The organism is Lentzea sp. NPDC042327 (assembly GCF_040647275.1).
Taxonomy (GTDB): Bacteria; Actinomycetota; Actinomycetes; order Mycobacteriales; family Pseudonocardiaceae; genus Lentzea.
Genome location: NZ_JBEZBX010000013.1, coordinates 26,631 through 53,582, shown reverse-complemented (window position 1 = coordinate 53,582; position 26,952 = coordinate 26,631). Strand labels below are relative to the sequence as shown.

Annotated in this window: 24 protein-coding genes and 2 tRNA genes; 17 read left to right on the top strand and 9 right to left on the bottom strand. The window is 71.0% G+C overall.

What is annotated here, in order from left to right:
• Positions 1 to 16 precede the first annotated feature (16 nt).
• Positions 17 to 3,226 carry a hypothetical protein gene (locus AB0A63_RS29040; RefSeq protein WP_360396937.1) on the top strand — a complete coding sequence of 1,070 codons (3,210 nt, stop codon included), beginning with the start codon at positions 17 to 19 and terminating at the stop codon, positions 3,224 to 3,226.
• Between the two features lie 129 nt (positions 3,227 to 3,355).
• Complete coding sequence (locus AB0A63_RS29035) at positions 3,356 to 4,105, top strand: sulfite exporter TauE/SafE family protein (protein ID WP_360396936.1); 750 nt, start codon at positions 3,356 to 3,358, stop codon at positions 4,103 to 4,105.
• Positions 4,106 to 4,158: 53 nt separating this feature from the next.
• On the opposite strand, the gene hisC is transcribed toward AB0A63_RS29035, so the two are convergent.
• On the bottom strand, positions 4,159 to 5,226 hold the full coding sequence (gene hisC / locus AB0A63_RS29030) for a histidinol-phosphate transaminase (RefSeq protein ID WP_360396935.1): 1,068 nt from the start codon (positions 5,224 to 5,226) through the stop codon (positions 4,159 to 4,161).
• Positions 5,227 to 5,301: 75 nt separating this feature from the next.
• Here hisC and AB0A63_RS29025 point away from each other — a divergent pair, with 75 nt between their 5' ends.
• The 8 genes from AB0A63_RS29025 (at position 5,302) to AB0A63_RS28990 (ending at position 11,776) form a co-directional block, all read left to right on the top strand.
• Positions 5,302 to 5,943, top strand: coding sequence for a dienelactone hydrolase family protein (locus AB0A63_RS29025; protein ID WP_360396934.1), 642 nt, complete (start codon positions 5,302 to 5,304; stop codon positions 5,941 to 5,943).
• A gap of 134 nt (positions 5,944 to 6,077) precedes the next feature.
• A complete protein-coding gene (locus AB0A63_RS29020) occupies positions 6,078 to 6,590 on the top strand; it encodes a hypothetical protein (RefSeq protein ID WP_360396933.1) in 513 nt (170 codons plus the stop codon).
• Positions 6,584 to 7,888, top strand: coding sequence for a PPE domain-containing protein (locus AB0A63_RS29015; RefSeq protein WP_360396932.1), 1,305 nt, complete (start codon positions 6,584 to 6,586; stop codon positions 7,886 to 7,888). The genes AB0A63_RS29020 and AB0A63_RS29015 overlap by 7 nt, the downstream gene beginning before the upstream one ends.
• Positions 7,885 to 8,637: an ESX secretion-associated protein EspG gene (locus AB0A63_RS29010; RefSeq protein ID WP_360396931.1), complete on the top strand. Its 753-nt coding sequence runs from the start codon at positions 7,885 to 7,887 to the stop codon at positions 8,635 to 8,637. Before AB0A63_RS29015 ends, AB0A63_RS29010 begins: the two co-directional genes overlap by 4 nt.
• A 77-nt stretch (positions 8,638 to 8,714) precedes the next feature.
• On the top strand, positions 8,715 to 10,658 hold the full coding sequence (locus AB0A63_RS29005; RefSeq protein WP_360396930.1) for an acetoacetate--CoA ligase: 1,944 nt from the start codon (positions 8,715 to 8,717) through the stop codon (positions 10,656 to 10,658).
• A 155-nt stretch (positions 10,659 to 10,813) separates the two neighbouring features.
• A tRNA-Ser gene (locus AB0A63_RS29000) sits at positions 10,814 to 10,903 on the top strand.
• Between the two features lie 41 nt (positions 10,904 to 10,944).
• Positions 10,945 to 11,017 (top strand) — tRNA-Arg (locus tag AB0A63_RS28995).
• Between the two features lie 426 nt (positions 11,018 to 11,443).
• Complete coding sequence (locus AB0A63_RS28990) at positions 11,444 to 11,776, top strand: hypothetical protein (RefSeq protein ID WP_065915332.1); 333 nt, start codon at positions 11,444 to 11,446, stop codon at positions 11,774 to 11,776.
• Here AB0A63_RS28990 and AB0A63_RS28985 read toward each other — a convergent pair.
• Positions 11,760 to 12,578, bottom strand: a complete 819-nt coding sequence (locus tag AB0A63_RS28985; protein ID WP_360396929.1) for a serine hydrolase domain-containing protein — start codon at positions 12,576 to 12,578, stop codon at positions 11,760 to 11,762. The two genes, AB0A63_RS28990 and AB0A63_RS28985, sit on opposite strands and share 17 nt — an antisense overlap.
• A 23-nt stretch (positions 12,579 to 12,601) precedes the next feature.
• On the opposite strand from AB0A63_RS28985, the gene AB0A63_RS28980 reads away from it, so the two are divergent.
• The gene (locus tag AB0A63_RS28980; protein ID WP_360396928.1) at positions 12,602 to 13,531 is read left to right on the top strand and encodes a ribonuclease Z; all 930 of its coding nucleotides are present in this window, start codon (positions 12,602 to 12,604) and stop codon (positions 13,529 to 13,531) included.
• Here AB0A63_RS28980 and AB0A63_RS28975 read toward each other — a convergent pair.
• The gene (locus AB0A63_RS28975; protein ID WP_360397100.1) at positions 13,500 to 14,321 is read right to left on the bottom strand and encodes an NAD-dependent epimerase/dehydratase family protein; all 822 of its coding nucleotides are present in this window, start codon (positions 14,319 to 14,321) and stop codon (positions 13,500 to 13,502) included. The two genes, AB0A63_RS28980 and AB0A63_RS28975, sit on opposite strands and share 32 nt — an antisense overlap.
• Positions 14,322 to 14,399: 78 nt before the next feature.
• On the opposite strand from AB0A63_RS28975, the gene AB0A63_RS28970 reads away from it, so the two are divergent.
• Positions 14,400 to 14,609, top strand: a complete 210-nt coding sequence (locus AB0A63_RS28970) for a hypothetical protein (RefSeq protein WP_360396927.1) — start codon at positions 14,400 to 14,402, stop codon at positions 14,607 to 14,609.
• Positions 14,610 to 14,732: 123 nt separating this feature from the next.
• Here the strand turns inward: AB0A63_RS28970 and AB0A63_RS28965 are convergent, their stop codons facing one another.
• Positions 14,733 to 14,945 carry a hypothetical protein gene (locus AB0A63_RS28965; protein WP_360396926.1) on the bottom strand — a complete coding sequence of 71 codons (213 nt, stop codon included), beginning with the start codon at positions 14,943 to 14,945 and terminating at the stop codon, positions 14,733 to 14,735.
• Positions 14,946 to 14,978: 33 nt separating this feature from the next.
• On the opposite strand from AB0A63_RS28965, the gene AB0A63_RS28960 reads away from it, so the two are divergent.
• A complete protein-coding gene (locus AB0A63_RS28960) occupies positions 14,979 to 16,220 on the top strand; it encodes a hypothetical protein (RefSeq protein WP_360396925.1) in 1,242 nt (413 codons plus the stop codon).
• 151 nt (positions 16,221 to 16,371) lie between these two features.
• On the opposite strand, the gene AB0A63_RS28955 is transcribed toward AB0A63_RS28960, so the two are convergent.
• The gene (locus AB0A63_RS28955) at positions 16,372 to 17,124 is read right to left on the bottom strand and encodes a hypothetical protein (protein ID WP_360396924.1); all 753 of its coding nucleotides are present in this window, start codon (positions 17,122 to 17,124) and stop codon (positions 16,372 to 16,374) included.
• A 60-nt stretch (positions 17,125 to 17,184) separates the two neighbouring features.
• Here AB0A63_RS28955 and AB0A63_RS28950 point away from each other — a divergent pair, with 60 nt between their 5' ends.
• Both AB0A63_RS28950 and AB0A63_RS28945 read left to right on the top strand, forming a co-directional pair.
• A complete protein-coding gene (locus AB0A63_RS28950) occupies positions 17,185 to 18,390 on the top strand; it encodes a DNA cytosine methyltransferase (RefSeq protein ID WP_360396923.1) in 1,206 nt (401 codons plus the stop codon).
• A 309-nt stretch (positions 18,391 to 18,699) separates the two neighbouring features.
• Positions 18,700 to 19,953, top strand: coding sequence for a thioester domain-containing protein (locus AB0A63_RS28945; RefSeq protein WP_360396922.1), 1,254 nt, complete (start codon positions 18,700 to 18,702; stop codon positions 19,951 to 19,953).
• 79 nt (positions 19,954 to 20,032) lie between these two features.
• Here AB0A63_RS28945 and AB0A63_RS28940 read toward each other — a convergent pair whose 3' ends face one another.
• The gene (locus AB0A63_RS28940; protein ID WP_360396921.1) at positions 20,033 to 21,346 is read right to left on the bottom strand and encodes a BNR-4 repeat-containing protein; all 1,314 of its coding nucleotides are present in this window, start codon (positions 21,344 to 21,346) and stop codon (positions 20,033 to 20,035) included.
• A 188-nt stretch (positions 21,347 to 21,534) separates the two neighbouring features.
• Here AB0A63_RS28940 and AB0A63_RS28935 point away from each other — a divergent pair, with 188 nt between their 5' ends.
• Both AB0A63_RS28935 and AB0A63_RS28930 read left to right on the top strand, forming a co-directional pair.
• On the top strand, positions 21,535 to 21,705 hold the full coding sequence (locus AB0A63_RS28935; RefSeq protein ID WP_360396920.1) for an antitoxin: 171 nt from the start codon (positions 21,535 to 21,537) through the stop codon (positions 21,703 to 21,705).
• Complete coding sequence (locus tag AB0A63_RS28930) at positions 21,706 to 22,347, top strand: putative glycolipid-binding domain-containing protein (RefSeq protein ID WP_360396919.1); 642 nt, start codon at positions 21,706 to 21,708, stop codon at positions 22,345 to 22,347.
• A 127-nt stretch (positions 22,348 to 22,474) separates the two neighbouring features.
• Here the strand turns inward: AB0A63_RS28930 and AB0A63_RS28925 are convergent, their stop codons facing one another.
• The 3 genes from AB0A63_RS28925 to AB0A63_RS28915 are packed head-to-tail and all read right to left on the bottom strand — an operon-like array spanning position 22,475 to position 26,948.
• Positions 22,475 to 23,659: a thiolase family protein gene (locus AB0A63_RS28925; protein ID WP_360396918.1), complete on the bottom strand. Its 1,185-nt coding sequence runs from the start codon at positions 23,657 to 23,659 to the stop codon at positions 22,475 to 22,477.
• Between the two features lie 16 nt (positions 23,660 to 23,675).
• Entirely contained in the window at positions 23,676 to 25,394 is a 1,719-nt protein-coding gene (locus tag AB0A63_RS28920) for a hypothetical protein (protein WP_360396917.1), read from the bottom strand.
• 9 nt (positions 25,395 to 25,403) lie between these two features.
• On the bottom strand, positions 25,404 to 26,948 hold the full coding sequence (locus AB0A63_RS28915) for a fibronectin type III domain-containing protein (protein WP_360396916.1): 1,545 nt from the start codon (positions 26,946 to 26,948) through the stop codon (positions 25,404 to 25,406).
• Positions 26,949 to 26,952: the final 4 nt, after the last annotated feature.

Genomic DNA, 26,952 nt, shown 5'->3' with positions numbered 1-26,952 from the left:
GGTCTTGGGGGATCCATTGTCCGAAAGATCGGTCAGCCGTGCCCTGCTCAGGTTCACGGCGCTGACCACCGCAGCCGTGCTCGCGTTCGGCGGTTCGGCCGCCACCGCGTCCGCGCAGGACGAGCCGACGAGCACCGCTCCGACCCAGTCGGAGACGACCACACCGCCACCACCTGCCGAGACGACCACGCCGTCGTCGACGCCGAGCGAGACCCCGCCGTCGGAGCCGGCCGCGAAGCCGGAGCCGACCGAGAAGCCGGAGCCGACCGAGAAGCCGGAGCCGACCGAGAAGCCGGAGCCAGTGGAGGCACCGTCCGAGACGGCCACGCCGCCGTCGAGTGACGCGCAGCCGCCCGCGGTGCAGCCGCAGGCCGAGCAGAAGGCCGAACAGGCCGCGGCCACGCCGGACCTCAAGCTCACCGTGGACTTCGACCGCGACGAGTACGAGCTGGGCAAGCCGCTCGCCATCACGGTGACGGTGCGCAACTCCGGCACCGCGCCCGCCAACCAGGTCCGGTTCGCGAGCGAGCCCGGCGAGATGTGGCTGACCACCGGCGTGGACGAGCTGGTCTCCCGCCCGAACCTGGCGCCGGGGGAGACGAAGACCATCAAGCTCGGGGCCACGGCGCAGTACAACAGCACCCGGGTCCGCCTCGGGATGCGGACCTACGCCGAGGGCACGACCGACCCGACGCCGAACGACAACTACGCGACCGACACCGCGAGGATCGCGGTGAACGGCGGCACGGCGACCGGCGTCGTCTACGAGGACAAGAACGGCAACGGTGTCGCGGACGCGGGCGAGGGCCTGGCGCACAAGCAGCTGAAGCTGACCGGCGCGACGTCCCTGCCGTTCCCGACCTTCTCCACGGACCAGAACGGCCGCTTCTGGATCTCCGGCCTGCCCGCAGGCACCTACCAGGCGAGGCTGAGCAGCAACGACATCAGCGGCCAGCAGCTCAAGGCCGGCCAGACCATCGTCGTGAGGTCCGGTCAGACCACGGAGACCGCACTCGTCACCGCGCCGCCGCTGTCGCGGTCGCTGCGGCTCACCGGCTACCGCTTCGACAAGCCGAAGTACGCGAAGGGCGAGCAGCTGGCCGTCTCGGTCACGCTGACGAACTCGGGCACCGCGCCGATCGAGCACCTCGTCTGGGTCTGCGACCCGGAGAACGACCCGACCGTGCTGGACGGCACCGGCCCCGGCTGGGCCGAGGTCTCGCCCGACGGCCAGGGCATCTCGATCCCGGCCGGGCAGAGCAGGACCGTCACCGTCACCGACGTGGTGCCGGACGCCGCCTTCCAGGCTGGCAAGGTCTACTTCGCCTGCGCGTTCAGCGTGGACGGTCGCAACGTCGACGTCCCGTCCGGCGGACCGGTCGCCGGCGACCCCGGTCTCACCTTCGGCGCCGAGGTCGTGGGCGCGTTCGGGTCGGTCAGCGGCTGGCTGAACCGGCCGGGCAACGACTCGGTCAAGCTCGTCGCCGTCGACCCGGCGAACGGCCGCGTGCTGGGCACCACCCTGACCGGTGGCTCCTACACCCTCCCGAACCTGCGGCAGGGCCCGGTCGCGATCCGGGTCGTCGGCCCGTGGTCGTTCGCCGACGGCGGCACGAGCAAGCCGGTCACCGTGGTCGGCGGCGAGAACGTGGTCGTCGACCTCACCGTCGTTCCCGGCCCGCAGGTCGCCGACCCGTCGGTCGACGCCCAGGACCTCAAGGTCTCAGTCACCTTCGACAAGGCGACCTACGACTTCAGCGACCCCGTGCAGATGACGATCAAGGTCGAGAACGCCGGCACCGGAACGAGCCCCGTGCCCGGCTGGCTGCTGCACGACTGGGCCCAGGGCGAGCCGAGCTTCGACCACATCGCGCTGCCGAAGTTCCTGAACGAGCGCTTCAGCCTGTGGCCGGGTGAGAGCAGGCAGATCACGCTCACCGGCACCATCAAAGACTACGGCCAGAACGGCCCGGCCGACCGGATCGCGTTCAAGGTGCGCGTCGCCAACGGCTGGTGCTGCGACAAGAACCCGGCGAACAACGAGGCGGAGGCCTCGGCCGCCGTCACCTGGGCGACCGGGTCCGCGACCGTCACCGTCTACGGCGACCGGGACCTCAACGGGCAGCTCGACGCGGGCGAGGAGCTCGCGGGCAGCAACGTCAACGTCGGTGGCGGCAAGCCGTACCGCAACGTGCAGGGCACCACCGGCGCCGACGGCCGGGTCCGGTTCACCGGTCTGGCAGCCGGCCGGTACAACGCGAGCAACCGGTTCAACAACGAGACCGACTGGGTCGTCGCCGACGGCGACCCGGACTTCGTCGTGAACCCCGGTGACGAGGGCACCGCGCAGATCAGGATGGTCCGCCCGCTGTCCGACGCGCTGAAGGCGTCGATCACGTTCGATCAGCCGTCCTTCCAGCGCGGCGAGCGCGTCGGCCTCACCGTGTCGCTCACGAACGAGGGCACGCAGGCGCTCCAGGTGAAGGCCTGGTGCTACGGCGGTTCGAGCCCGTACCTGGGCAACGCCACCGCGGACTGGGGTGTGCTGGCCGAGGGCGCGGCGGGCGTCGCGCTCGCGCCGGGAGCAACGCAGCAGGTGCACGTCAGCACGCCGATGCCGGCCGGGGCCGAGAACCACGGCCAGGTCGCCACCAGCTGCTCGTTCGGTCCCGAGCAGGCCCAGGGCAACCCGTTCGTGGGTGCCTCGGTGAAGGTCGTCGGCGAGACGAACACCTTCCGCGGTGTCGTGGTCACCGGCCAGTACCCGGACCAGAAGCCGGTGGCGAACGTGAAGGTCGTCCTGCTCGACCCGTGGACGAACCAGCCGGTCGCCCGCGCCACCACCGACGCCGAGGGCGGCTGGGTGTTCCCCGACCTGCCCGTCGGTCCGTACACGCCGGTCGTGGTCGGCCCGTGGCGCCTGCTCAACGACTGGTCGGAGAGTCCGCCGTTCGCCAACGTCAAGGGCGAGGAGTACCCGGCGTGGCTGTGGGTCGAGCCGGGGCAGGAGGTCGCCGACCCCGACCTCGCCACCACCACCGGTGGTGACGGAACGGGAGCCGGCGCCGGTCCCGGTGCGGCGACGGGTGGGAACGCCACCGCGCTGCCTGCCCGCAACACCGCCGCGCTCGCCGACACGGGCGTGAGCGTGCTCGGCCTCGTGCTGTTCGGTGCGCTGCTCGTGCTCGCCGGTGCGGCGCTGCGGCGCAAGCCCGCCCTGGGCTGAGCCGGGCGTTCTGACGCGGAACAACGGGGCGGTGCTCTTCGGAGCACCGCCCCGTTGTCGTGAGAGCCACAACGCGTCGTCCGGGACGGAGTGTTAGCGTCGCTAAACGTTTCTGATCCTGGGGGTGGCATGACGGTCTGGGAAGCAGTCGTGGTGGTCATCGCGGGTGTGTTCGCAGGCGGCATCAACACCGTCGTCGGCAGCGGCACGCTCGTGACGTTCCCCGTGCTGCTCGCCGTCGGGTACCCGCCGGTGGTCGCCAACGTCTCCAACTCGCTCGGCCTCGTCCCCGGCTCGCTGTCCGGTGCCTGGGGCTACCGCGAGGAGCTCAAGGGGCAGAGGTCCCGCATCGCCCGCCTGCTCCCGGCGTCGATCCTCGGTGGCGTGGTCGGCGCGATCCTGCTGGTGACGCTCCCCGACAAGGCCTTCGCCGCCATCGTGCCGGTGCTGATCGTCATCGCGCTGGTGCTCGTGGTCATCCAGCCGTGGCTCAACCGCAAGCTCGCCGACCGGCGCGGCAACGGGGACGGCGGCGTCCTGCTGTGGCTCGGCGTCTTCGCGGCCGGCATCTACGGCGGCTACTTCGGCGCGGCGCAGGGCGTGCTGGTCATGGGCATGATGGGCGTGCTGCTCAACGAGCACCTGCAACGGATGAACGCGCTGAAGAACGTGCTGACCGCGTTCGTGAACCTGATCGCCGGCGTCCTGTTCATCTTCATCGCCGACGTCGCCTGGGAAGCCGTGCTGCTGCTCGCCATCGGCTCCGTGGTCGGCGGTCAGATCGGCGCGAAGGTGGGCCGCAAGCTGTCGCCGACGGTGCTGCGCGGCGTGATCGTCGTGGTCGGCGTGGCGGCCATCGTGCAGCTGCTCACGAAGTAGCCACGGGCCCCCGCCGGACGGCAGGAGCCCGTGGCCCGGTCAGTTCAGGCAGCTCACGCCACGAACGCGCGTGCCGCGGCCAGGAACGCGTCGTTCTCGTCCGGCTCACCGATCGTCACCCGAGCGCCCTCGCCGACGAACGCGCGCACGACGACCTTGTGCGCCAGGCAGTGCTCGTTGAACGCGGCCGTGCGCTCGCCGAGCGGCAGCCACACGAAGTTCGCCTGCGACTCCGGCACGTCGTAGCTCATCGCCAGCAGCTCGCCGCGCACCCGCGTCCGCTCCGCCACGATCGCCCGGCAGCGGATCATCAGCTCGTCCTCGGCGTCGAGCGACGCCATCGCCGCCACCTGGGCCAGCGAGTTCACGGAGAACGGCACGTACACCTTGCGCAGCACCTCGGCGACGGCCGGCGGCGCCACCGCGTAGCCGACGCGCAGACCGGCGAGACCGTAGGCCTTGGAGAACGTCCGCAGCACCGCCACGTTGTCGCGGCCCTGCGCCCACTGCTGCTTGGCCAGCTCGACGCCGTCGGGGATGTGCGCGTCGTCGACGAACTCCTTGTAGGCCTCGTCGATCACCACGAGCACGTCGGAGGGCACGCGGTCGATGAACGCCTCGATCTCCTCGGTGCGCAGCGCCGTGCCGGTCGGGTTGTTCGGGTTGCAGACGAACACCATCCGGGTGGCCGGGGTGATCGCCGCCGCCATCGCGTCCAGGTCGTGGACGTGCCCGGCGGTCAGCGGGACCCGGACCTGCCGCGCGCCCGCGACGTGGGTGACGATCGGGTACGCCTCGAACGACCGCCACGCGAACAGCACCTCGTCGGACGGGGTGCAGGTGGCCTGGATGAGCTGCTGGCACAGGGTCACCGAGCCGCAGCCGATCGCCAGGTGGTCGGCAGGGACGCCGAGCTTGTCGGAGAGGCGGCCGGTGAGCTCGACGCAGCCGGAGTCCGGGTACCGGTTGATGCCGGTGGCGGCCTCGGCGACGGCCTTGACCACGCTGGGCAGCGGGCCGGCGGACACCTCGTTGCTCGCGAGCTTGATGGCGCCGGGGATGGTCCTGCCGGGCACGTAGGAGGGCAGGGACGCCAGGTCAGCGCGGGTTCGCACGGTCATGCTCCCGATCCTCGCATTGCTCCGTCCGATTGGTCACGTTGACTGGAGTTCACCCCGTCGTGCGAGGGTGGGTTCATGACCACTACCCGTGTCGAGACGCTTGCCCTGACCGACGGCCGTGAGCTGCGGGTGACGATCGCCGAACCCGACGGTGCCGTCCGGGGCGGTCTGGTGGTGCTGCACGAGGCCCGCGGCATCACGACGCGGGTGAAGTCGCTCGTCAGCGGTCTCGCCGCGGAGGGCTGGCTCACCGTCGCACCGCACCTGTACGAGGCCGACCGCGTGCACGGCGACGACATCAGGGACCAGGTCAGCAAGCTCTCCGGTGACCGGCTGCTGGAGGACACCGACGTCGCGTTCGTCTGGCTGGGCCAGCAGGGCGTGAGCGCCGACCGGATGGGCGTGCTCGGCTTCGACGTCGGCGGCACCGTCGCGATGGTGGTGGCCGCGAGTCGCACGATCGGGGCGGCCGTCACCGTGCAGGCGCCCGGCGTCCTCGAACCGCTCTCGGACGGCCTGCCCGCGCTCGTCGACGTGGCCGGCGACCTCTCGTGCCCGTGGCTCGGAATCTACCGCGAAGGCGAGTCCGAGGAGGTCGACAAGCTGCGGGATGCCGTAGCGAGCTCGGAATCCGCGTCTGACGTGGTCCGTTTCGGGGCATCGAGTGACGAAGCGCGGGCTCGCGCGTTGAACTGGTTCGACGCACATATGAGGTAAGAGTCTTTACGGCGGATTGGAACCGAACCGTCGTCCGGGTACATCTAAGGAGTGCTTCGGACGGCTGACTGGGTGTAGCGCTGCGTAACACCCAGTGCTGCGGTGACGACCAAGCAGTGCAGGGGGTTGTGAGGATGGCTGAAGGCACCGGGACAGGCACGCAGACGGGCGCGGAGACGCCCGCTGTGAGCACGGCGACGACCACACCGATCACCGCGGACCAGCTCGCGGCGGCGAAACCGGCACTCCAGACGGAGATGCTGGTGGACAAGGCCGCGGCGAGCTACGCGGCGGCGAAGCTGGACCACGCCGCGGACAGCGGGCGGCTGCAGCTCGACGCCGGCGCGGCAGAGGCGTTGATCAAGGCCGTCGACGACGCGCGCGACCAGGTGATGGCGCTGTGGGAACGGGCCAAGAACCAGCTGGCGACGCCGCTGCAGTTCGGCGACAACCCGGTCGCCCACGCGATCAGCGCGCGGTTCCGCGACATCGCCGTCGGTGAGGACTCCGGTGCGGTCAAGGCGCTGCTGGACCTCTACGACGTGCTCGGCGACATCAGCAACGCGCTGAAGAAGAACCGCGACGAGACCCAGCGGGCCGACGAAGAGGCCGAGCGGCAGATGAAGAAGCACGGGGGTTCGTGGTGAGCCAGAGAGGGCACGGCGGCGGCAACGGCGGCCATGGCGGCGGGAACGGTCATGGCGGCAACGGCGGTCACGGCCACGACGGCAAGGACAAGTGGGACCGCGAGGACATCCACGAGCCGGTCGACTGGATGACCTACACCCACGAGCAGCTCTACAACATGGTGCACACCGGCGTGAACCTGGAGAGCGCGAACGCCGCCGCCACCAGCTGGAACAAGATCGGCGAGGAGATCGCGGGCGTCCGCGAGAACCTCCTCAAGGCCGTCGAGGACTCCACGGTCGGCTGGGAGGGCGAGTCGGCGCGGCTGGCCCGCGACGGCCTGACCGAGGTCACCAACTGGGTGCACGACACCGCGAGCTACGCGCAGAAGGTGTCGTCGGCGATCACCACCGAGACCAGCAACGTCGAGGCCGCGCGGGCCGCGATGCCGCCACCGCCGAAGGCGCCGGAGCCCCCGGTCCCGACGGACGCGGTCGTGGAGCCGCGTCCGGCGCTGGTCTCGCGGCTGCGCGAGCCGCAGGAGTTCCACGCGGTCGCCGACCAGAGCATGTACACGCCTGAGCAGAACCGGCTCCTCGCCCAGCAGGGGTCGTTCGCGGGCTTCGGCACCGTCGGCACCAGCGCGGTCGACGCCCTCGCGGCCAACGACGCGTCGCACCGGCGTGCCGCGGACGTGATGGCGGCGTTCCAGCGCAACTCGGCCGCGGTCGACCAGACCGTGCCGTCGCAGTTCACGCCTCCCGTGAACCCGGTCAACCCGGTGCTCGCCGACTCCACGACCGGCACCCGCACGCCCTCGACCCCGGACGCCACGACCGCCGGCGCCGGCGGTGCCGGAGCGGTCGCGCCGACGCCCGCGCCGAACCGGGGCAACACCACCCCGTCACGCGGTGGTGGCGGCGGTGGCTTCGGAGGCGGCGGCCGCGGTGGTGGCGGTGGCGGTGGCTTCACCGGTGGCATGGGCTTCGGCCGCGTGCCCGCCGCGAACCAGGGCAACCAGACCGGTGCCGGTACCGGCACCGGCGGCGGCATGTCGTCCGGTGGCGGAGCCGGTGTGGTCGGTGACGGCCGTTCCGGTGCGGGTGCCGCGGCAGCGGCGTCGTCCGCGGCGACCGGCAACCAGACGAGGGCGTTCCAGAACCCGCTCGCCATGGGCGCCGCGCCGATGGCGGCCGGCGCACCGGGGGCCGGTGGCCAGAACGACGAGCGCGAGCACAAGAGCGCGAGCTACCTGGAAGAGGACGACAACGTCTTCGGCCTGGACCGCAAGGCGGCCCCGCCGGTGATCGGTCAGTGAACGAAAGACGCTTCACGGTCAGCACGCAGGAGTTCTTCCTGCTGTGGCAGGCCGTGCACGGCGAGGACCGCGTCGTGCCGCTCGGAACGCCCCACGTCGGGGCCACCCGAGCGGCCCGGCGGCGGCTCGCCGAGCAGAGCTCCCAGACGCTCTACGCCAGGGGGCTCGGCACCATCGACCGCCCGGACGACTACCTGCGGACGCTGGTCAGCGGCCTCGGTGAGTTCGACCGGGCGCTCGAGATCGCGTACTTCAAGGGAACCGAGCTGGCGCGCGGACTCGCGTGCGCCGGCTGGAGCGGGTCGTTCGCCGCGCGGGTGGGCGACCAGGTCCACCTGCGCGAGTTCCGCCCCAACGCGCTGGCCTCGGCCACCGTCTCGTCGTTGCCCGGCCTCGCACCGGGCAGCGGCCGTTCGGTCAACGTGCGCTGGGACGACTACCTGCGCGCGGGCGAGGCCGGTGAACGCGAAGGCGTGCAGGCGTTCCTGGACGTCCTGCGCGACGCGGGCATCCGCGAACCGGAGGCCCACACGCTGATGCGCATCGTCACCTCCCGCATCGGCGGCGGCGAGCTCGGCCTCACCGCCCGCAACCGCGACGGCGTGCCCCGCCCGACCGGCCGCTCGGTGTCCTGGCTGGACACCCGCGAGGGCCGCTACCTGCTGCGCAAGCACGACGGCTGGCTCGTGCTGGCCCCCGCCGACCAGGCCCGCCTGACCTCGGCCGTGGACGAGCTGCTGGCCGGCTGAGCCCCACACCGCCGGCCGCGTCCTTGTCCGCGAACACCACATGGACGAGGCGCGTTCCACCAGCTAGACATTGGGGCATGACCGACACCGACGTCGAACTGCTGTGGCGCCCGGACCCCACGAGGGCCACCGGGATGACCGCCTTCAGGTCGTGGTTGAGCGACCGCGGCCACGACTTCCCCGACTACGAGTCGCTGTGGGAGTGGTCCGTCTCCGACCTCGAGGGGTTCTGGGGCGCCATAGCCGCGTACTTCGACGTGTCGTTCCACTCGCCGGCCGAACGCGTGCTGGCCGCCGCGGAGATGCCGGGCGCGTCCTGGTTCCCCGGCGCCACCCTGAACTACGCCGAGCACGCGCTGCGCCGCGGCGGTGACGACGACCTCGCCGTGATCTTCCACCGCGAGGACGGCCTGACGCACTCGCTGACGTACGGCGAGCTGCGGTCCAGGGTGGCCGCCTTCCGCGCCGCACTGGCCTCCGTGGGCGTCTGTGCGGGCGATCGGGTGGTCGCACTCGTCCCCAACGCCCCCGAGGCACTGGTGGCCTTCCTGGCCGCCGCCTCGCTCGGTGCCACGTGGTCGTCCTGCTCCCCGGACTTCGGCTCCCGCGCCGTCGCCGACCGCTTCACCCAGATCTCGCCGGTGGTGTTCGTCGCCGTCTCCGGCTACGTCTACAACGGACGGTCGTTCGACTGCCGCCCGGTCGTCGAGGAGATCCGCTCGCAGATCCCGTCGCTGCGCGCGACCGTGCTGATCGACTACCTGGACAACGGCGCCACCCTGCCGGACACCCTGTCGTACGCGGACCTGCTGGCCGCCAACGAGGGCGCCGCCCTGGAGTTCACGCCGGTGCCGTTCGACCACCCGCTCTGGGTGCTCTACTCGTCGGGCACCACCGGCCTGCCCAAGGGCATCGTGCACGGCCACGGCGGCATCGTGCTGGAACACCTGAAGATGCTGGCCCTGCACAGCGACCTCGGCCCCGGCGACCGGTTCTTCTGGTTCACCACCACCGGCTGGATGATGTGGAACTACCTGGTGTCCGGCCTGCTGGTCGGCACCACGATCGTCCTGTTCGACGGCAGCCCGGCCCACCCGTCGCTGTCCACGCTGTGGCACCTGGCCGAACAGCACCGGGTCACCTACTTCGGCACCTCCGCGCCGTACGTCCAGTCGTGCCTGAAGGAAGGCCTGGAACCCGCCGCGCACTACGACCTGACGGCCCTGCGCGTCGTCGGCTCCACCGGCGCCCCGCTGACCCCGGAGGGCTTCCGCTGGATCGCCTCCGCCGTGGGCAAGGACGTCCAGATCGCCTCCGTCTCCGGTGGCACCGACCTCTGCACGGCCTTCGTCGCCGCCTCGCCCGACCGCCCGGTGTGGCTCGGCGAACTGTCCTGCCGGGCCCTCGGAGCCGCCGTCCAGGCCTTCGACGAGAACGGCACCGCGCTGGTGGACGAGGTCGGCGAACTCGTGATCACCAGGCCCATGCCGTCCATGCCGGTCTTCTTCTGGGGCGACGAGGACGGCACCCGCCTGCGCGACGCCTACTTCGACACCTACCCCGGCATCTGGCGTCACGGCGACTGGATCCGCATCACCCCGCGCGGCTCCGCCGTGATCTACGGCCGTTCCGACTCGACCCTGAACCGCGGCGGCGTCCGCATGGGCACCTCCGAGTTCTACCGCGTCGTCGAGTCCGTCGAGGGCGTCGTCGACTCCCTGGTGATCGACACCTCCGGCGTCACCGAGGGCGAACTGCTCTGCTTCGTCGTCCTCGACGGCGTCACCCTGGCGGACGTGGAACCGTTGTTGCGCAAAGAACTGCGCTCCTCGCTGTCCCCACGCCACGTCCCGAACCGCTTCGTCGCCGTCACCGAGATCCCGCGCACCCTCAACGGCAAGAAGTGCGAGGTGCCGGTCAAGAAGATCCTCGCCGGCGCCGACCCGGACCAGGCCGTCAGCCGCGACGCCCTGCGCAATCCCGAGTCCCTCCAACCCTTCCTGGAACTCGCCTCGGAATGATCTAGGTCACTCCGTTCCGCGCGACCAGCGGTTTTACGCCCCTCTCCGGTCTGGTGAACATGCTCTGACCAGCAGGTTTCAGGCAAGGAGGGGGGCGTTTTGCAACTCGGTTGAAGACCTGTGTAACCTATGTCCCGTGGCCGAGGATGGTCCCGGGAGGCTTCGCCTAGTCTGGTCTATGGCGCCGCACTGCTAATGCGGTTTGGGGTAACCCCCCATCCCGGGTTCAAATCCCGGAGCCTCCGCAAGGCCGAGCCTCTAGGGGATCGGTTATAATTGAAGATACGCGCTCGTAGCTCAACGGATAGAGCATCTGACTACGGATCAGAAGGTTGCAGGTTCGAATCCTGCCGAGCGCACTCGATCGCGGGAGCCCCTGTTTGCGGAAAGCGCAAACAGGGGCTCTCTCGGTTTTTTTGTGGGGGCCGAGCCCCCACACCCCAGCCAGGCGGCTTCGCCCCCGGACCCCCGGACTGCGTGGCGCTGGCGCGCCGATGCAGTCCCATCCCCGAGGTGGGTCCGTGCGGTCCCGTGGTGCGGAGCGTGCCATTCGTGATTGCGGGAGCCCTTGTTTGCGGAAAGCGCAAACAGGGGCTCTCTCGGTTTTTTTGTGGGGGCCGAGCCCCCACACCCCAGCCGGGCGGCTTCGCCCCCGGACCCCCGGACTGCGTGGCGCTGGCGCGCCGACGCAGTCCCACCCCCGAGGTGGGTCCGTGCGGTCGCGCGGCGCGGAGCGTGCTATTCGTGGGTGCGCCGGGGGTGGTGCCTGCGGCAGAGTTCACGGCGTGGATCAGCGCGAGATCATGCAGCGGGCGCTCGGCGTCCTGACGCTCACCTACGACGCCGAGGCGGGCGAGTCGAGCGACTACCTGCGCACGGCCCTCAAGTCGTTGCAGGAAGGCGTGTTCAGCTACGAGGTCAAGGTCGACGGCGAGCTCAACGAGGCCGGGGCCCAGGCCCTCAAGCAGGCGATGGACCAGGTGCTGTCGCAGTTCGGGTGGTTCACCGCGGGGCTGCTCTACGCGTTCCACGGGGTCGCGCAGGCCTACGAGAACGACTGCGAGGAGGCCGACGTCCAGGACGTGCTCAAGCAGCTCGCCCTCAGGCTCGCCGACTGAGCTCCGCGCGCACCCCGTCGGAGAACGGCGTCCACGCCTCGACCGCCCACGGGCCGAAGCGCAGGTCGGTCAGGGCGACGCAGGCCGCCGAGAGGTCCGGGTCGACCCACAGGAACGTGCCGGACTGGCCGAAGTGGCCGAACGTGCGCGGCGAGTGGGTCAGGCCGGTCCAGTGCGGCGACTTGCCGTCGCGGATCTCGAAGCCGAGGCCCCAGTCGTTCGGCTTCTGCATGCCGTAGCCGGGCAGCACGCCGTTCAGTCCGGGGAAGACCACCGAGGTCGCCTCGCGCACCAGCTCGGCCGAGACCAGCTTCGGCGCCAGCAGCTCCGCGGCGAACAGCGCCAGGTCGGCCGCGCTCGACTCGGCGCCCGCGCCGGCGCTGCCGACCAGCGCGGAGGAGGTCATGCCCAGCGGTGCGAAGACGGCCTCGTGCAGGTACTGCGGGAACGGGATCTCGCAGGCGTCGCCGACGAACGCGGCCAGCACGTCGAAGCCCGCGTTCGAGTAGATCCGCCGCTTCCCCGGCTCTGCCTGGACCTCCGGCTTGTCGAAGGCGTACCCGGCCGTGTGCGCGATCAGGTGCCGCACGGTGGCCCCCGGCGGCCCCGCGGGCTGGTCCCACTCGACCGCGCCCTCCTCGACGGCCACGAGCACCGCGTACGCCGTCAGCAGCTTCGTGACCGACGCGAGCGGGAACACGCGCTGCTGGTCGCCCAGCGACCCCACCACGGTCCCGCCGGACACGACGGCCACGGCCACGTTCTCGGCCGGCCACGACGCTGCCACTTCGACGCTCTGCATGGGACAGACGTTAACGTTCGGGGGTGACAGTCCGGGAACTGATCGTCCTGGGAACGGCCAGCCAGGTCCCCACGCGCCAGCGCAACCACAACGGCTACCTGCTGCGGTGGGACGGCGAAGGCCTGCTGTTCGACCCCGGCGACGGCTCTCAGCGCCAGCTGCTGCGCTCGGGCGCGGCTGCGAGCGACATCACCCGGATCTGCATCACCCACTTCCACGGCGACCACTGCCTGGGCGTGCCCGGCATCGTGCAGCGGCTCAGCCTCGACCGCGTGCCGCACACCGTCCACGCGCACTTCCCGCGGTCGGGCGCCCACTTCTTCGAACGCCTCCGGCACGCGAGCGTCTTCTACGACGCCGCGGACGTCCAGGAGCAGCCGGTCGACGCCGACGGGCTCGTGGCGGAGGGGAAGTTCGGCCGGCTGGAGGCGTACCGGCTCGACCACGGCATCGACTCGTTCGGCTACCGGCTGGTCGAGCCAGATGGGCACCGGATGCTGCCGGAGAAGCTGGAGGAGCACGGCATCCGCGGCCCGCAGGTGCGCGAGCTGCAGCGCGACGGCGTGTTCGACGGGGTGCGCCTCGCCGACGTCAGCGAGCCGCGGCCCGGCCAGCGGTTCGCGTTCGTCATGGACACCCGGCTCTGCGACAACGTCTACGAGCTCGCCGACCGGGCCGACCTGCTGGTGATCGAGTCGACCTACCTCGCCCGCGACACCAGGCTCGCCGGCGACCACGGCCACCTCACCGCCCAGCAGGCCGCCCGCGTCGCCCAGGAGTCCGGGGTCCGCACGCTGGTGCTGACCCACTTCTCCCAGCGCTACGACGACCCGGCCGAGTTCCACGCCGAGGCGGCCGCGGAGTTCGACGGCGAGATCGTCGTGGCGAAGGACCTCGACCGCGTCCCGGTGCCGAAGCGGGTCAGCGGTCCACCGCGGCCCACTGGTCGCTGACGATCTCCTCCAGCGAGGAGTGCGCCGGCGTCCAGCCCAGCGACCGCAGCCGGGAGACGTCGGCCCGCTGCGCCTTCACCTCGTCCGGGTTCGCGGGCCGCCAGGTCACGTCCACGGACCGCCCGGTGACCGCCTCGACGGTGTCCAGCACCTCCCGCACCGACGCGGACGTGCCGCCGACGTTGTAGACGGTGGACGAGCCGACCTCGCACGTCTCCAGCGCCGTCACGAAGGCCGTGGCGACGTCCCGCACGTGGACGAACTCGCGCACCGCGGACCCGTCGCCGTAGACCTCCATGCCCGGTCCCCGCCCGGCCGCCGTGGCGACCGCCCGCGTGATCACCCGAGTGGTGTCGGTGTCACCCCCTCCAGCGACGTTGAACAAACGCAGCGTGGCCGCCCCGATCCGGCCCGACCGCGCCGTCCACGCCACGAGGTCCTCGGCGGCCGCCTTCGACGCCGCGTAGGGGGAGGAGGGCTCCCGGACCGACTCCTCGGTCAGCGGCGCGTCCGACGGGCGGTACACCCCGGCCGTCGACGCGAGGAGGAACCGCTGGCCGCGCAACGCCTTCAGCAGGTTCAGCGTCCCGCCGACGTTGGTCTCCCAGTAGCCCAGTGGATCTCGGAACGACTCCCGCACCCGAGCAAGACCAGCCAGGTGGATGACGGCGTCGGCGTCCGGAACGTGGAACGGCTCCAAGACACGTTGACGGGACACCACTGGTTCATGTCCGTGAACCTGCAGCTCACGCACCACAAATCGACCCACGTACCCAGTGGCACCGGTCACCAGAACTCGCACGAGATGACCCTAAAGGTCCACCAAGGTTGGGCCGATAACACACGTGTGAGTTACCCCCATCGCGCTGTGCACACAAGCATCGCCGGACTCCTGCACGACGTGGCCGTGCAGGAGTGCAAGCGGCAGGAGTTCCTGCGCAATGTGGCCGACATCGTGGGAGCCGCACCCGCGCCCGGTCCCGCCGAGCTCACCACGCCGCTGCCCGCGATCAACCCCCGGCGCAGCTTCCTCAACCGCGTTGACCAGGTCCTCCGGGACGCGGCGCGCTCGCTGTAGAGCGGAAGATCGAACACCGATCCACCTGTGGCAGGGCCTGCGCTGACGGGCCCGCCGCAACATTCATCCGGCCGTTGCCGGACCGTGCTTCGACACGCATACCGGGTGGCTCTACGCTACGCGTCACCCGGCGATCGCCGGTCGCATCCTTCTGCTTCTTCTCAAAGCGGGTTTTCGGCGATGGATCATGTCTTCGCAGCGCTCAACGAGCGCTTGGGCGGATTGTTCGGTGACCGGTTGGTCGTGCTGGCCGGTGGTACGCGTCTGGCGAAACGCGCGCATGAGCTCCATGCGCTCGGTGCCCGCCATACGCTCGTGCTGGATACCGATGATCATGCCCCGCTTCATGATTCCGAGATCGCCCGTTGGGTGTCGCTGGGCATCAAGGGCGGCTTCGTCGCGGTCGAGCAGCGCCGTCTCGGCAAGCTGCTGACCAAGCCGAGCGCCGAGGTGCGCGGGATCCTGGGCGACTTCGACCCGGCGGCGGAGGCCGTCGTCATCAGCACGCCTTACAACGAGATCGACACCTTCCAGGGGCGTCCGGTCCTCAACGCGCGCCGCCGCGAGTGGGTCGAGCTGGAGAACAAGACCACCATCGACGCGCTCTGGGACGAGCTCTCCGCCCCGCGCGCGCCCGCGCTGGTGTTCGACCTCGACTTCGAACGCCTCTGGGGCGCCTCGGAGATCCTGGACCGCGGTGCCGGCGTCGTGTGGTCCGGTGACGGGCCCGCGATCAACGGTGGCGCGAACTTCGTGCGCCGGGTGCGGTCCTACGAGGAGGCCAAGGAGGCCTTCGACGTGCTCGCGCCCAAGTGCGAGCAGGTGCGCGTGATGCCGTTCCTGGAAGGCATCCCGGTGAGCGTGCACGGCATCGTGTTCCCCGACGGCACCGCGGTGCTGCGCCCGATCGAGATGGTCGTGCCGCGCCGCCAGGGCCAGGCCAAGTTCCTGTACGCGGGCTGCGCGTCGTTCTACGACCCGCCCGTGTGGATCCGCGACCAGATGCGCAACCTCGCGCGGCGCGTCGGCGAGCACCTGCGTTCCACGGTCGACTACCGCGGCACGTTCACGCTCGACGGCATCGCGACCGAGGACGGCTTCCTGCCGACCGAGATCAACACCCGCTACGGCGGCGCGATGGTGTGCTTCGAGGACGCCGTCCCGTCGCTGCCGCTCGCCCTGGTCCAGGTGGCCCTGGTGGCCGGCTGGGACCTCGGCGTCTCGTCGATGCAGTTCGAGGAGCTCGTGCTGGCGGCGGCGGACGGCCTGCGTTCCGGCGCGGTCGGTGCCAACGTCCGCGCGGTGCAGCCCACCGAGGTCGACGAGCGGCGGCTGGTCTTCACCGGCTGGGCGTGCCGCCTGGCGCACCAGGACGAGCCCGCGCACGCGACGTTGCGGCTCAGCCCGTCCCCGATCGGCGGCCGGCTCGACCTGGACCTGCACCGGGAGAACATGCCGGTCGGCGCGCCGGTGGCCGCGCTGACCGTGGCGGCGTTCGCCCTGGCCGACCAGGAGTGGGGGACCGGTCTCGGTGCCCTGGAGCCCGCGATCGCCGTCGAGGACACCCAGCCGCTCGACCAGCCTCTCGAACAGGAAGCCGTCATCGCCTGACGCTGCCGGCGCACGCGGGGCCCTTTCGTGCGCCAGGAGAGTACGAAAGCTCCCCGCGTGCACTCACGAGGCGCCCTCGTCGCCGGGACGTTGTCGGCGTACGCGGGGGCCTGTCGTGCGCCAGGAGAGTACGAAAGCTCCCCGCGTGCACCTACCAGGCGCCCTCGTCGCCGTAGGCGGCGGTGAGGGCGAGCTGGTAGCCGAGCAGCGCCGCGGTGACCTCACGCGGCTGGTGCGCCGGCCGCACGAGTCCCTCGCCGAGCACCTTCGGCTGCGACTCCACGAGCTCCGGTGTCCGCTTCAGCAGCGCGAGAGCGATCTCAGCGGCCTCGGCGAGCATCTCGTCCTCGTCGTCGAGCACGTCCTGCATCAGCCCCACGACGAACGACGGCAGCCGCTCCGGCACCGCGCACGCGAGCGCCACCAGGCACCCGACCCGTTCCGACGCCAGTGCCTCGAAGATCTTCGGCGCGCCCTGGGCGACGGCGTGCCGGGTCTGCGTGAGCCAGTCCGGCGCTGTCCTCGGCAGCTCGCGGCCCAGCGCGTTCCACCGCCGGTGGGTGCGCCGGCCCTCCTCGGTGAAGCCCTTGCCCGCCAACGCGAGCGCGGCCAGCAGGAAGATGACCCGGTCCCGCACGTCGGCGGCCACCTTGTACGAGGCGCCCAGCTCGACCAGGAACGGCACCGCGCAGAACGAGGCCTCCGACACCGTGTCGTCGGTCAGCAGGCGGTCGGCGAGCGAGGTGAACGCCTCCAGCCTGACCTCGGGCGACGGGTCCACCAACGCGCGCAGCAGACCGGGCAGCCGTTCGGCGCCGCCCCGGCCGTCGTAGACCTCGACCCAGGAAATCCTGTCGAGTCCGCGCAACGGGTCAGGCCGTTGCCAGGCACGCGGCAGTTCCATGCGGGAAACCTACGGGATGTCCGGCAAAGCCATGAGAAGCCGCGCCCGTACGATCTCGCCGTGTCCTTCTCGGTGGCCGACATCTTCTCCGGTGCGGGCGGGATGAGCTTCGGCTTCCACGCCCACCGCGACTTCCGGGTCGTCGGCGCGGCGGACGCGCAGATCGGCAAGCCCTCGTCGCGCCTCGGTTCGTTGCGCTGCAACGACACCTACCGGGCCAACATCGGCGTCGATCCGCTGGAGGTCGACCTCGCCCGCATCTCGCCCTCGGCGTTGCGCGAGGTCTGGGGCCTGCGCCGCGGCGAGCTCGACGTGCTGCTGGCGTGCCCGCCGTGCTCCGGTTTCAGCCGCATCACCGCCGCGAACCACCTGCGCGACGACCCGCGCAACTCGCTGGTCGGCCGGATCGCCGTCTACGCCGAGGAGCTGCGGCCCAGGACGATCCTGGTGGAGAACGCCCGCGAGCTGGTGAAGGGCAAGCAGCGCCACCACTTCGACCAGCTCGCCGACTCGCTGACCGAGCTCGGCTACGACGTCACCGGCGGCACCCACCTGCTGTCCGACTACGGTCTGCCCCAGCTGCGCGAGCGGTCGCTGATGGTGGCCGTGGACGCCGGCCTGCCCCTGCGCACGCTGCACGACGTGTGGGAGGGCCTGCAGCTGCGCCCGGCCGCCGCCACGGTCCGCCGCGCGATCGGCAAGCTGCCGCCCGTCGAGGCCGGTCTCGCGCACCCCGAAGACCCGATCCACGTGTCGCCGACCTTCTCCCAGGACCGCAGCCTCGACCGGATGCGCGCCATCCCCGCGGACGGCGGTTCGTGGGCCGACCTGCTGCGCTCACCGGAAACCGCGGAGCTGCTGAATCCCGCACAACGCAAAATCGTCGAGCAGCAGAACTGGGGTTCTCACCCGGACGTGTACGGCCGGATGTGGTGGGACGAACCGGCCCGCACCATCAAGCGCGAATGCGGCCACGTCGGCAACGGCCGTTATGCCCACCCCGAACAGCACCGCCTCTGCACGGTCAGGGAGATGGCGCTGCTGCAGGGCTTCCCGCGGCAGTTCAAGTTCGACGTCTCCATTCTCGGCAACGCCTACCGGCACGTCGGAGATGCCGTTCCGCCGCTCATCGCCTACCAGCTCGCGGGCCTGACGAAGTGGATTCTCACCGGTCAGCGCCCCGAGCCCCGCGACCTCTGCCTGCGCGGCACCTCATTGCGCCCTGGTGACATCCGTCCCACCGCCGTTACCGAATTGGTGGCTTGAGAGTGAACCGCGAGCGTTCTGGGTACGTAGCAGGACGCTGCGGAAGATAACTGTTGGGCAACGAATTTATCGTCACCTGACAAAAGCGATGCATCAGCCATCGATCCACTGTGGACCTTTTTGGCACGTTTTGGCAGCTCACGTTATGTATGATGCGATCTTCATACCTCGCTCAACCGGGTGACACCCCATCGGCTAACGTCCCGCTCGCTTCCTGTCGGTTCGGTGTCGACTTCCGGTGTCCACCGCTCCGGCCGAAGTACTCGACTTTTCCTGCGTTCGGGCTAACTTCAGCGAGCAAGGAGACCCATGGCTTCCCGGTTGAGGATCGGCGCGGCGCTTCTCGGCGCTGCCGCCCTCCTGTCCCTCTCGACCCCCGCGGCGTTCGCCGACGTCGTCGTCACGCCCATCGAGGGCGACTGGCAGTACGGCCATGACGTCTACCTCGTGCCCAAGGTCGGCAACACCCCTCCCCGGCACAACGACGAGTTCAGCACCGGCCTGATCGGTGTCAAGCTCAAGGAAGACGGCAAGGAAGGCCGCTTCCAGGCGTACTGCGTGGAGCTGCCGACCGACCTGGAGAAGGGCAAGCCCCTCCAGGAGGTGCCGTGGGACAAGCACCCCAACCCGAACACCAAGTTCAAGGACAACGCGGGCAAGGTCCTCTGGATCCTGACCAACTCGTTCCCGACCAAGTCGGTCAAGGAAGTCAACGACAAGTTCGGCGACGGCAAGAAGCCGTACGACGACCGCGAGATCATCGCGGCCACGCAGGCGGCGATCTGGCACTTCACCGACGGCGCCCAGCTCGACGAAGCCAGGGAGCTCGCCGGCGGTGAGAAGGGCGGCGGCGCCGACCTCGTCAAGCTGTACAAGAAGTTCCTCGCGGAAGCCCAGGACCTGAAGAACGACCAGCCGAAGCCGACGCTGCAGGTCGAGCCGGCCGAGGTCAAGGGTGTGGCCGGTGGGCTGCTCGGCCCGTTCACGGTCACGACGACCGCGGGCGAGATCACGCTGACCGCGAAGCTCCCCAAGGGCGTCACGATCACGGACAAGGACCGCAAGCCGCTCGCCGTCGCGAGCTCGGGTGACGAGCTGACGGCCAAGGCCAAGGACACGGCCGAGAAGGTCACCGAGTTCTACGTCGACGTGCCCGGCGACGCCAAGCCCGGCAAGGTCGAGCTGACGGTCAAGGCGGAGGCCTCGCTGCAGGCCGGTCGGCTGTTCGTGTCCGAGGACAAGAACCAGAAGACCCAGTCGCTGGTGATCGCGAAGGCCTCCGAGGTGAAGGTCGAGAAGCCGGCCCGTGCCGAGTGGACCGCGGGGACGACGGTTCCGCCGACGACCACGACGACGACCACCACGACCACCACCCAGCCGACCACGACGACGGTCCCGCCGACCACGACGACCACGGCCCCGCCGGCTCCGGGTGGTGGCACGGACGAGGACCTCGCCTCGACCGGTGCCTCGATCCTGTGGCCGCTCGTGGGTGGCCTCGTGCTCATCGGTGGCGGTGTCGCCGCGCTGTTCGTGGTGCGGCGCAAGAAGGCCGGCGCCTGATCTGAGCGCCTGACAGACGAACGCCCCCTGGGTCCGCGCCGGTCCAGGGGGCGTTTGCTGTCTCATGGGCCGGAACCGGTCAACGCCGGGCCAGCCCCACCACGCTGATGTCCCCGTCGGCCACCGCCACGTCCCGCTGCGACGAAGCGCCCGAGAAGATCGCCCTGGCCGGGTCGCGGAAGTTCGCCACCACCTCGACGCGCTGCACCGGCTTGGCCGTCGGGATCACCGTCTCGGCCTCCCAGGTCCGCCCGAACCGCACGAGGTGGGTCAGGACGTTCGGCTTGCCGTCCTCGGTCGCGTAGACGCGCCAGGTGAGCGGGTCCACGGGTTCGATCTCGCGGGTGCGCAGACCGCGGGCCACCTCGCGGGTGTCCCAGCTCCGGCCGTTCCACGTCGAGAGGTGGTTGCGGAGCGGGCCGCCGTCGGGGTCGCCGGAGAACCACAGGACGAACGGCCGGCCCAGCACCGTGCCGACCTGCTGGACGTAGTCGGGGGACTTGACGTTGTTCGGGACGGTCAGCGGGGTCTCCGCGACCTTCAGGAACGACTCCTGGTCGGCGTCGTCCACCTGGGTGCCCAGGTCACGGCCGGACGCCGAGTAGAAGTGCAGGTCACGGGGGTCGAACCAGGTGTAGTAGATGTTGCGGTGGTAGCGGTCGTGCTTGTGGCCCTCGAAGCCGCCGCCGGCGAGCGTGTAGGCGATGCGGACGCGGCCAGAGTCCTCCAGGCGGAGCTGACCGATGTAGATCTCGTTCATGTTGTCGGCGCGCGCGGTGGAGCCGATGGCGAACGGGTGGCCGGTGAGCTCGGTGGAGCTCTTCCACGTCTTGCCGTTGTCCTTCGACACCACGTAGAGCATCGGGCGGGTGTCGGTGGGGACGTTCGGGTCGAGGTCGCCCGATGTCTCGCGGTAGAACACGTAGATCGTGCCGTCACGGGTCACGAACGGCATCGGGTACGTGGCCGCGTTCTTGGAGATCACGGTTTCTGCCCACGTGCCGTCGGCCGAGTGCGGCCGGGGTGAGCGGGACATGCGCAGCTCGACGTTGTGCATGCCGCGGAAGACCAGCAGGTGGCCGTCGCGGGCCTGGACCACCGTCGGGTAGTTGTGGGCGTCCGAGTCGCCGTCGGCGATGCGGTGCGGGGGCGACCAGGTGGCCGCGCGGTGGTCGTACGACTGGACGTAGCTGTCCTCGTACTGGCCCGCCCACGAGATGAACGTCTTGCCGGCCTTCCGGTCGTTCACCCCGCCGGCGACGGGGCGGCGGTCGCTGCGGGCCGCCACGTTCGTGGCCGTGGTCGTCACCGCGAACTCCGCCTTCCCGGGCTTCCCGGCCGTGGCGTTGGCCGAGGGGACTGCGACGAGCGGCAACAGCAGTGCTGCGGACATAACTCCACGCAGGAGCCGTGTCATGGGGCGATCCTCCTGGTTCTGGCCGCGACGGCGGCCGACCAGGCGGCGGCGTGGCACATCATGGTTGCGCCGGGCCGACTTGTCCAGGTGCAGTCAGCGTGATCGCGCCTATCACCACGCGGGGGCTCCTCGGGTACCCTGCGTCAGGAGCGGAGGAGCACCACATGAACTTCGACGAGATCAAGAACAAGGCCCTGGACCTGGCTCAGCAGCACCACGAGCAGGTCGACAAGGGTGTCGACGCGGCGGCTGACTTCGTCGCGCAGAAGTTCGGTCACGAAGAGCAGGTCGACTCGGTTGCCGAGAAGATCAAGGACATCCTTCCAGGTGGATGAGTGAACTCCTTCAACGCCACTGACGCGGGGCGGGTCACCTCGAACGGGGAGACCCGCTCTCCTTCTGCACGCCGGCCCGAGATGATCACCTGGCAGGGGCTCCACGAGCCCCGGCTGGAGCAGGTCAGGCTGCTGCTGTCGAACGACCAGCGCCTGCGCGCCTCCGGCCGGCTGGTCGCCGCCGGGCCGGACGAGCAGTTCAACGCCTCGTTCGAGGTCTCCGTCGGCGAGAGCGGCCAGGTCAACCGGCTGCTGCTGCGCACGGCCACGGTGCTGGAGGAGCGGCAGTGCTCGCTCAGCCGCACCGAGGACGGTGCCTGGCTCGTCGACCACGGCCAGGGCGCCAAGCGCGAGACGTTCAACGACGCGCTCGACGTCGACGTGCAGTTCTCCGTGCTGTTCAACGCCATCCCGATCCGGCGGCTGGACCTGCACCGCGAGGAGGGCGAGCACAACCTGCCGGTCGTGCGGGTCTCGCTGCCCGACCTCACGGTGCGCGCGGTCACCCAGACCTACAAGACGATCTCGGTCGGCGACGAGGTCTCGGTGGTGCGCTTCAAGAGCGGCGGGTTCGAGCAGAACATCAAGGTCGACCAGAACGGCCTGGTGCTCGAGTACCCGTTGATCTCGAAGCGCATCTGACCGGTCAGAACACCTCGGCGAGCGGTTCCGGGTCGATCGCGGGCTCGGCGGCCCTGACGCGGAACCGTTCCGGCGCGGGCCGCCGACCAGGCCCGCGCGGTTCTGGCGCGCCCCCGAAACCCGGCGACTAGACCCGCACGGCCACCGCGACGCCCTGGCCCACGCCGACGCACGCGGCAGCGATGCCCACGCCGCCACCGCGTTGCCGCAGGTGGCGGCACACGTCGATGATCACTCGCGGCATCGAGGCGCCGAGCGGGTGCCCGTAGGCGATGGCGCCGCCGTGCACGTTGACCTTCTCCTTGTCGATCTCCGGCAGGTGGTGCAGCACCGACAGCGCCATGGCCGCGAACGCCTCGTTGACCTCCCACAGGTCGACGTCGGCCGCGTCGAGGTGCAGGCGCTTCAGCAGCTTCCTGATCGCTGACACCGGCGCCACGGTGAACCGGTGCGGCTCCTCACCGGTCGTGGCGCTGCCCAGCACCTCGCCCAGCGGTTCCACGCCCAGCTCGGCCGCGAGCGCCTCCGTGCCGAGCAACGCGGCCAGCGCGCCGTCGTTCAGCGGCGAGGCGTTGCCCGCGGTCACCGAGCCGGTGTCGGAGAACGCGGGCTTGAGCTTGGCCAGCTTCTCGGCGCTCGTGTCGGCGCGGACGTTCTCGTCGCGGCGCACCGCCGTGCCGTCGGGCAGCTGCACGGGGAACGCGAACCCCTCGTGCACGCCTGCGTCCCACGCCGCCGCCGCACGCCGGTGCGACCGCAGCGCGAAGTTGTCCATCTGCTCACGGGTGATGCCGAGCTCATGGGCGACGGTCTCCGCGGCCAGCCCCAGCGGCACCGTGTAGTGCTTCGGCATCCGCGGGTTCACCAGCCGCCAGCCCAGCGCCGTGGACACCGTCTCCAGCCGGTCGGGGAACGCCCGGTCCGGCCGCGCGGTCACGAACGGCGCCCGGCTCATGCCCTCGACCCCGCCCGCGATCAGCAGGTCGGCGTCCCCGGTGACCAGCGCCCGCGCGCCCTGGATGATCGCCTCGCCACCGGACGCGCACAGCCGGTTCAGCGTCGCGCCCGGCACGCTCACCGGCAGCCCCGCCAGCAACGCCGCCATGCGCGCCACGTTGCGGTTGTCTTCACCCGCGCCGTTCGCGTCGCCGAGCAGCACGTCGTCGATGCGCGCGAGGTCGAGGCCGGGGTAGCGGCGCAGCAGGTCCACGATGGGCAGAGCGGCGAGGTCGTCCACCCGGATGCCGGACAGCCCTCCCCGGTACCGGCCGAACGGCGTGCGGGCTGCGTCGAGGATCAAAGCGCGGGCCATTGGTCCATCTTGGGGTCTACGGCTTCAGCAAGAAGGGAACGTAACCCGTTTCGGGGTGTGCCTCCGGGTCGGTGCTGAACGCCCTGACCTCGATCGCGTGCGGCCCTTCCGTGAGCGAGGCGGTGTTCAGCGAGATCCGCCACCGGCCCGCGCCCGCGGGCCCGTCCGCCGTGGTGGGGACGGTCGCGATGTGAGTGCCGTCGAGCCTGACCTCGAACCCGGCGAGACCCGCGACCGCCGCGTCCAGCGCGGTGATCCTGATCTCCAGCACGACCCGGCCCCTCGCGAGCGCGGCACCGTTCTGCACGGGCTGACCACCCGAGTCGAGCACCTCGGCGACGGGGTCGGCCAGCGACGGGCGGGCGTCCACGAGCGGGCTGCCCGAGTCGCGCTTCGAGATGCCGGAGACGGGGCCGGTGAGCTCGACGTCGGTGTGCGTGACCTGGACGCGGTCCGCGGTGAGCAACCCGACGTTCAGGGTGTCGGTGAACGCCTCCCGCGGCAGGTCGGCCACGGCCGCGTACTCGGCGCCGGGCTTCCACTGCTGGCCCTCGACAGCGGGCCGCAGCGGCACCTCGACGTCGTTGACCTCCACCCGGTCGACCGGCGGACCCTCCCCGGAGGGGATCAGCGCGAGCCGCAGCTGACCGGCGGTGACGTCCGGGATGCGCTTGACCGGCGCGGGTGCCGCGTCGACCCGGACGTTCGGCGCGGGCACGTTCGGGGGCGCCTCCGCCGCGGCGGCGCGGAAGCCGATCAGGTCGATGCCGGCCCTCACCCGGTCACCGGCGAGCGCGGCGATCCCGGCGAGAGCGGTCGCCTCCCGCCACGGCGGCACGAACGGCGAGGTCGCGACCACCTCGCCGTCGCGGTGCACCTGGACGCCGCTGGGCCCGACCACCAGCTCCCAGCGCACGCTCGTGCCCGGCACGGCGGCGGGAACCGGCTTGGTCGCGGTGCCGCCGGGGACGAGCTCGACGACCGAGTTGCCGGCCGCGTCGGTGCTGACGGTGGCGCGGACGGCGTTCGGCAGCACCGGTTCGCCTTGCACGCTCACCGGACCGGGGACCAGGTCCAGCAGCAGCCTGCCGCCGCTGCCGGGGGCGTCGGTCTCCACGACGAACCGGCTCTCGTCCGGCCCGCGGACGAACGGCGTGCGGGCGCGCAACGACACCGCGCGCGTGCCGCAGCTGCTGCTGATCACGAGCCGGTCGTGGTCGTCGTCGTCACCGGAGGTCGCGCGGGCGCAGTCGGTGCGCTTGCCGAACCGCCAGCGCCCCTGGTCCGGCTCGTCGGTGCCGTCGAACCGGTCGACGAACGAGTACTGCGCGGTGTCGGCCCGCGGCGTCGCCCTCGTGCGGGCGGGCTCGGAGTACTGGCCGAACGAGTCCACCGCGCGGATCTCGACCTCCTGCTCCTGGTCGTTGCGCAGACCGTTGAGCTGGGTGCCGGGACGGGTCACGAGCTTGCGGTGCTCACCCCAGCGCACCTCGTAGGCGGGGGCGTCACCGGTCCACGTGAGCTGCACGCGGTGGTGGCCGGGGCGGGCGGTGACGGCACCCGGCGCGGCGGGACGGCCCTGCGGGCCCGGCACGAGCGCGAGGTCGGCCGCGAACGGCTTGAGCTTCGTCGGCGGCGGCGGGAGCTCGGGCGTGGTCGGGTCGCCGGTGTCCCTCAGGAGGACGACACCGACCACCAGGGCCAGGCCCGCGACGGCGAAGGCGACCCGCTTCATGTGGTCACGCTAAGGCGTTGTGCGCAGCTCGAACACGGTTTCGGTGGTAACGGGTTCGCCATGATCGGCCGGAAGGACGCTCAGCTTGAGCCGGGGGCGGGCACCGAGGTCCGCGGCGTTCAGCCAGAACTCGTGCCGGCCGGGAACGGCGCCGCCCTGCTCGTTCGTCGGCAGTGCCACGACGCGCTTGCCGTCGAGCTCCAGCTCGATGCCGCGGTGGCCGATCGCGTTGATCTCCGCGGTGACGAGCACGCGCCCGGTACGGGGCAGCTGCTGCGGTGGTGTAGTGCCGTCCTCGTGCATGACCTGGAGCCGCGGCGGGCCGGTTCTCATGCCGCCCGGCCGGTCGGGCAGCCGGGGCAGCGTGCCGGGGCGGCTCTCCGGTTTGCGGAACACCACGAGCTGCGCGTCCCGCGGCGCCTCGACCCCGCGGTCGCCCAGCGGCAGGTCCACCACCGACGGTTCCTCGCCCCTCAACGTCACGAGCTTCGCGGCGATGGCGTCGTGCGGCACCTCGACCGTCGCCGGGAGGACCTCGGTGGGCACCGCCCGTTCCTCGACGCCGCCGACCCCGAACGAGTCGAGGAAACCGCCGCCGTCGATCCGGATCCGCGGGTGCGCCAGCGGAGTGGTGAGCACGACCGGCTCACCCGCGACCACCACGCCGTCGCGCACCGCCAGCACCGCGTCGGGCAGCACCCGCAGCTCCCAGCGGTGCCGCACACCCGCCACGAGCCCCGTCAGCGGCGCGTCGCCCAGCTCGACCTGCCGGTCGCTGCGCGGCAGGTCGGGATCGGCGACGATGCGCGTGCCCTGGGTGGTGATGTCGAGGCTGACCGCGCCCTTCGGCTGGAACTCCTGGTCCTTCAGGAAGTGCCACGGCGCGGGCAGCAACGTCAGCCGCACGTGGCTCGACTCGACCGCACCGGCGACGCTGATGATCGCCCGCCCGGTCGCACCGTCCCGGCCGGGCACCCCGAACCGGATCGGCGTGTTCGACTGGAACATCGCCGTGCCGCAGTCCACGTCGACCCGCTTGCCCCGGCCGAACGGCCGCAGCCCCAGGCAGTTCTGCTCCGCCTCGACCCGCCACTTGCGCGGGTCCAGCGCCTCCGGCCCGTCGAACCGCTCGGGCTGCCCGACGAGCTCGTCGTCCCACCGGTCGTCGTAGAGGTCCTGGGGCGTGGCGGTGATCATCAGCGGCTCCGAGCGCCGTCCGATCGCGTTGACCGCGCGCACCTCGACCCTGACCTCCTGGTCCGGCCGCAACCCGGCGAGCTCGACCTCGGGGTTCGGCACCAGCTGCTCGTTGCCGTTCCACCGCACCTCGTAGGCCGGTGCGCTGCCGGCCCAGCTGACCTGCACCGCGTCCGCGTCGAGCGCCTGCGTCCGCGGACTGGCCGGCTTGACCGGCTCCTGCTGCTGCACGACCCGCACCCGGTCGTCGACCTCGCGCTTCAGGTTGTCCGGCGCATCGCTCGCCCGCAGTGCGACCACGGCGGCCACGACCAGCGCGAGCCCACCGAGCCCACCCGCGAGCGTCCGTCGATCCACCCGG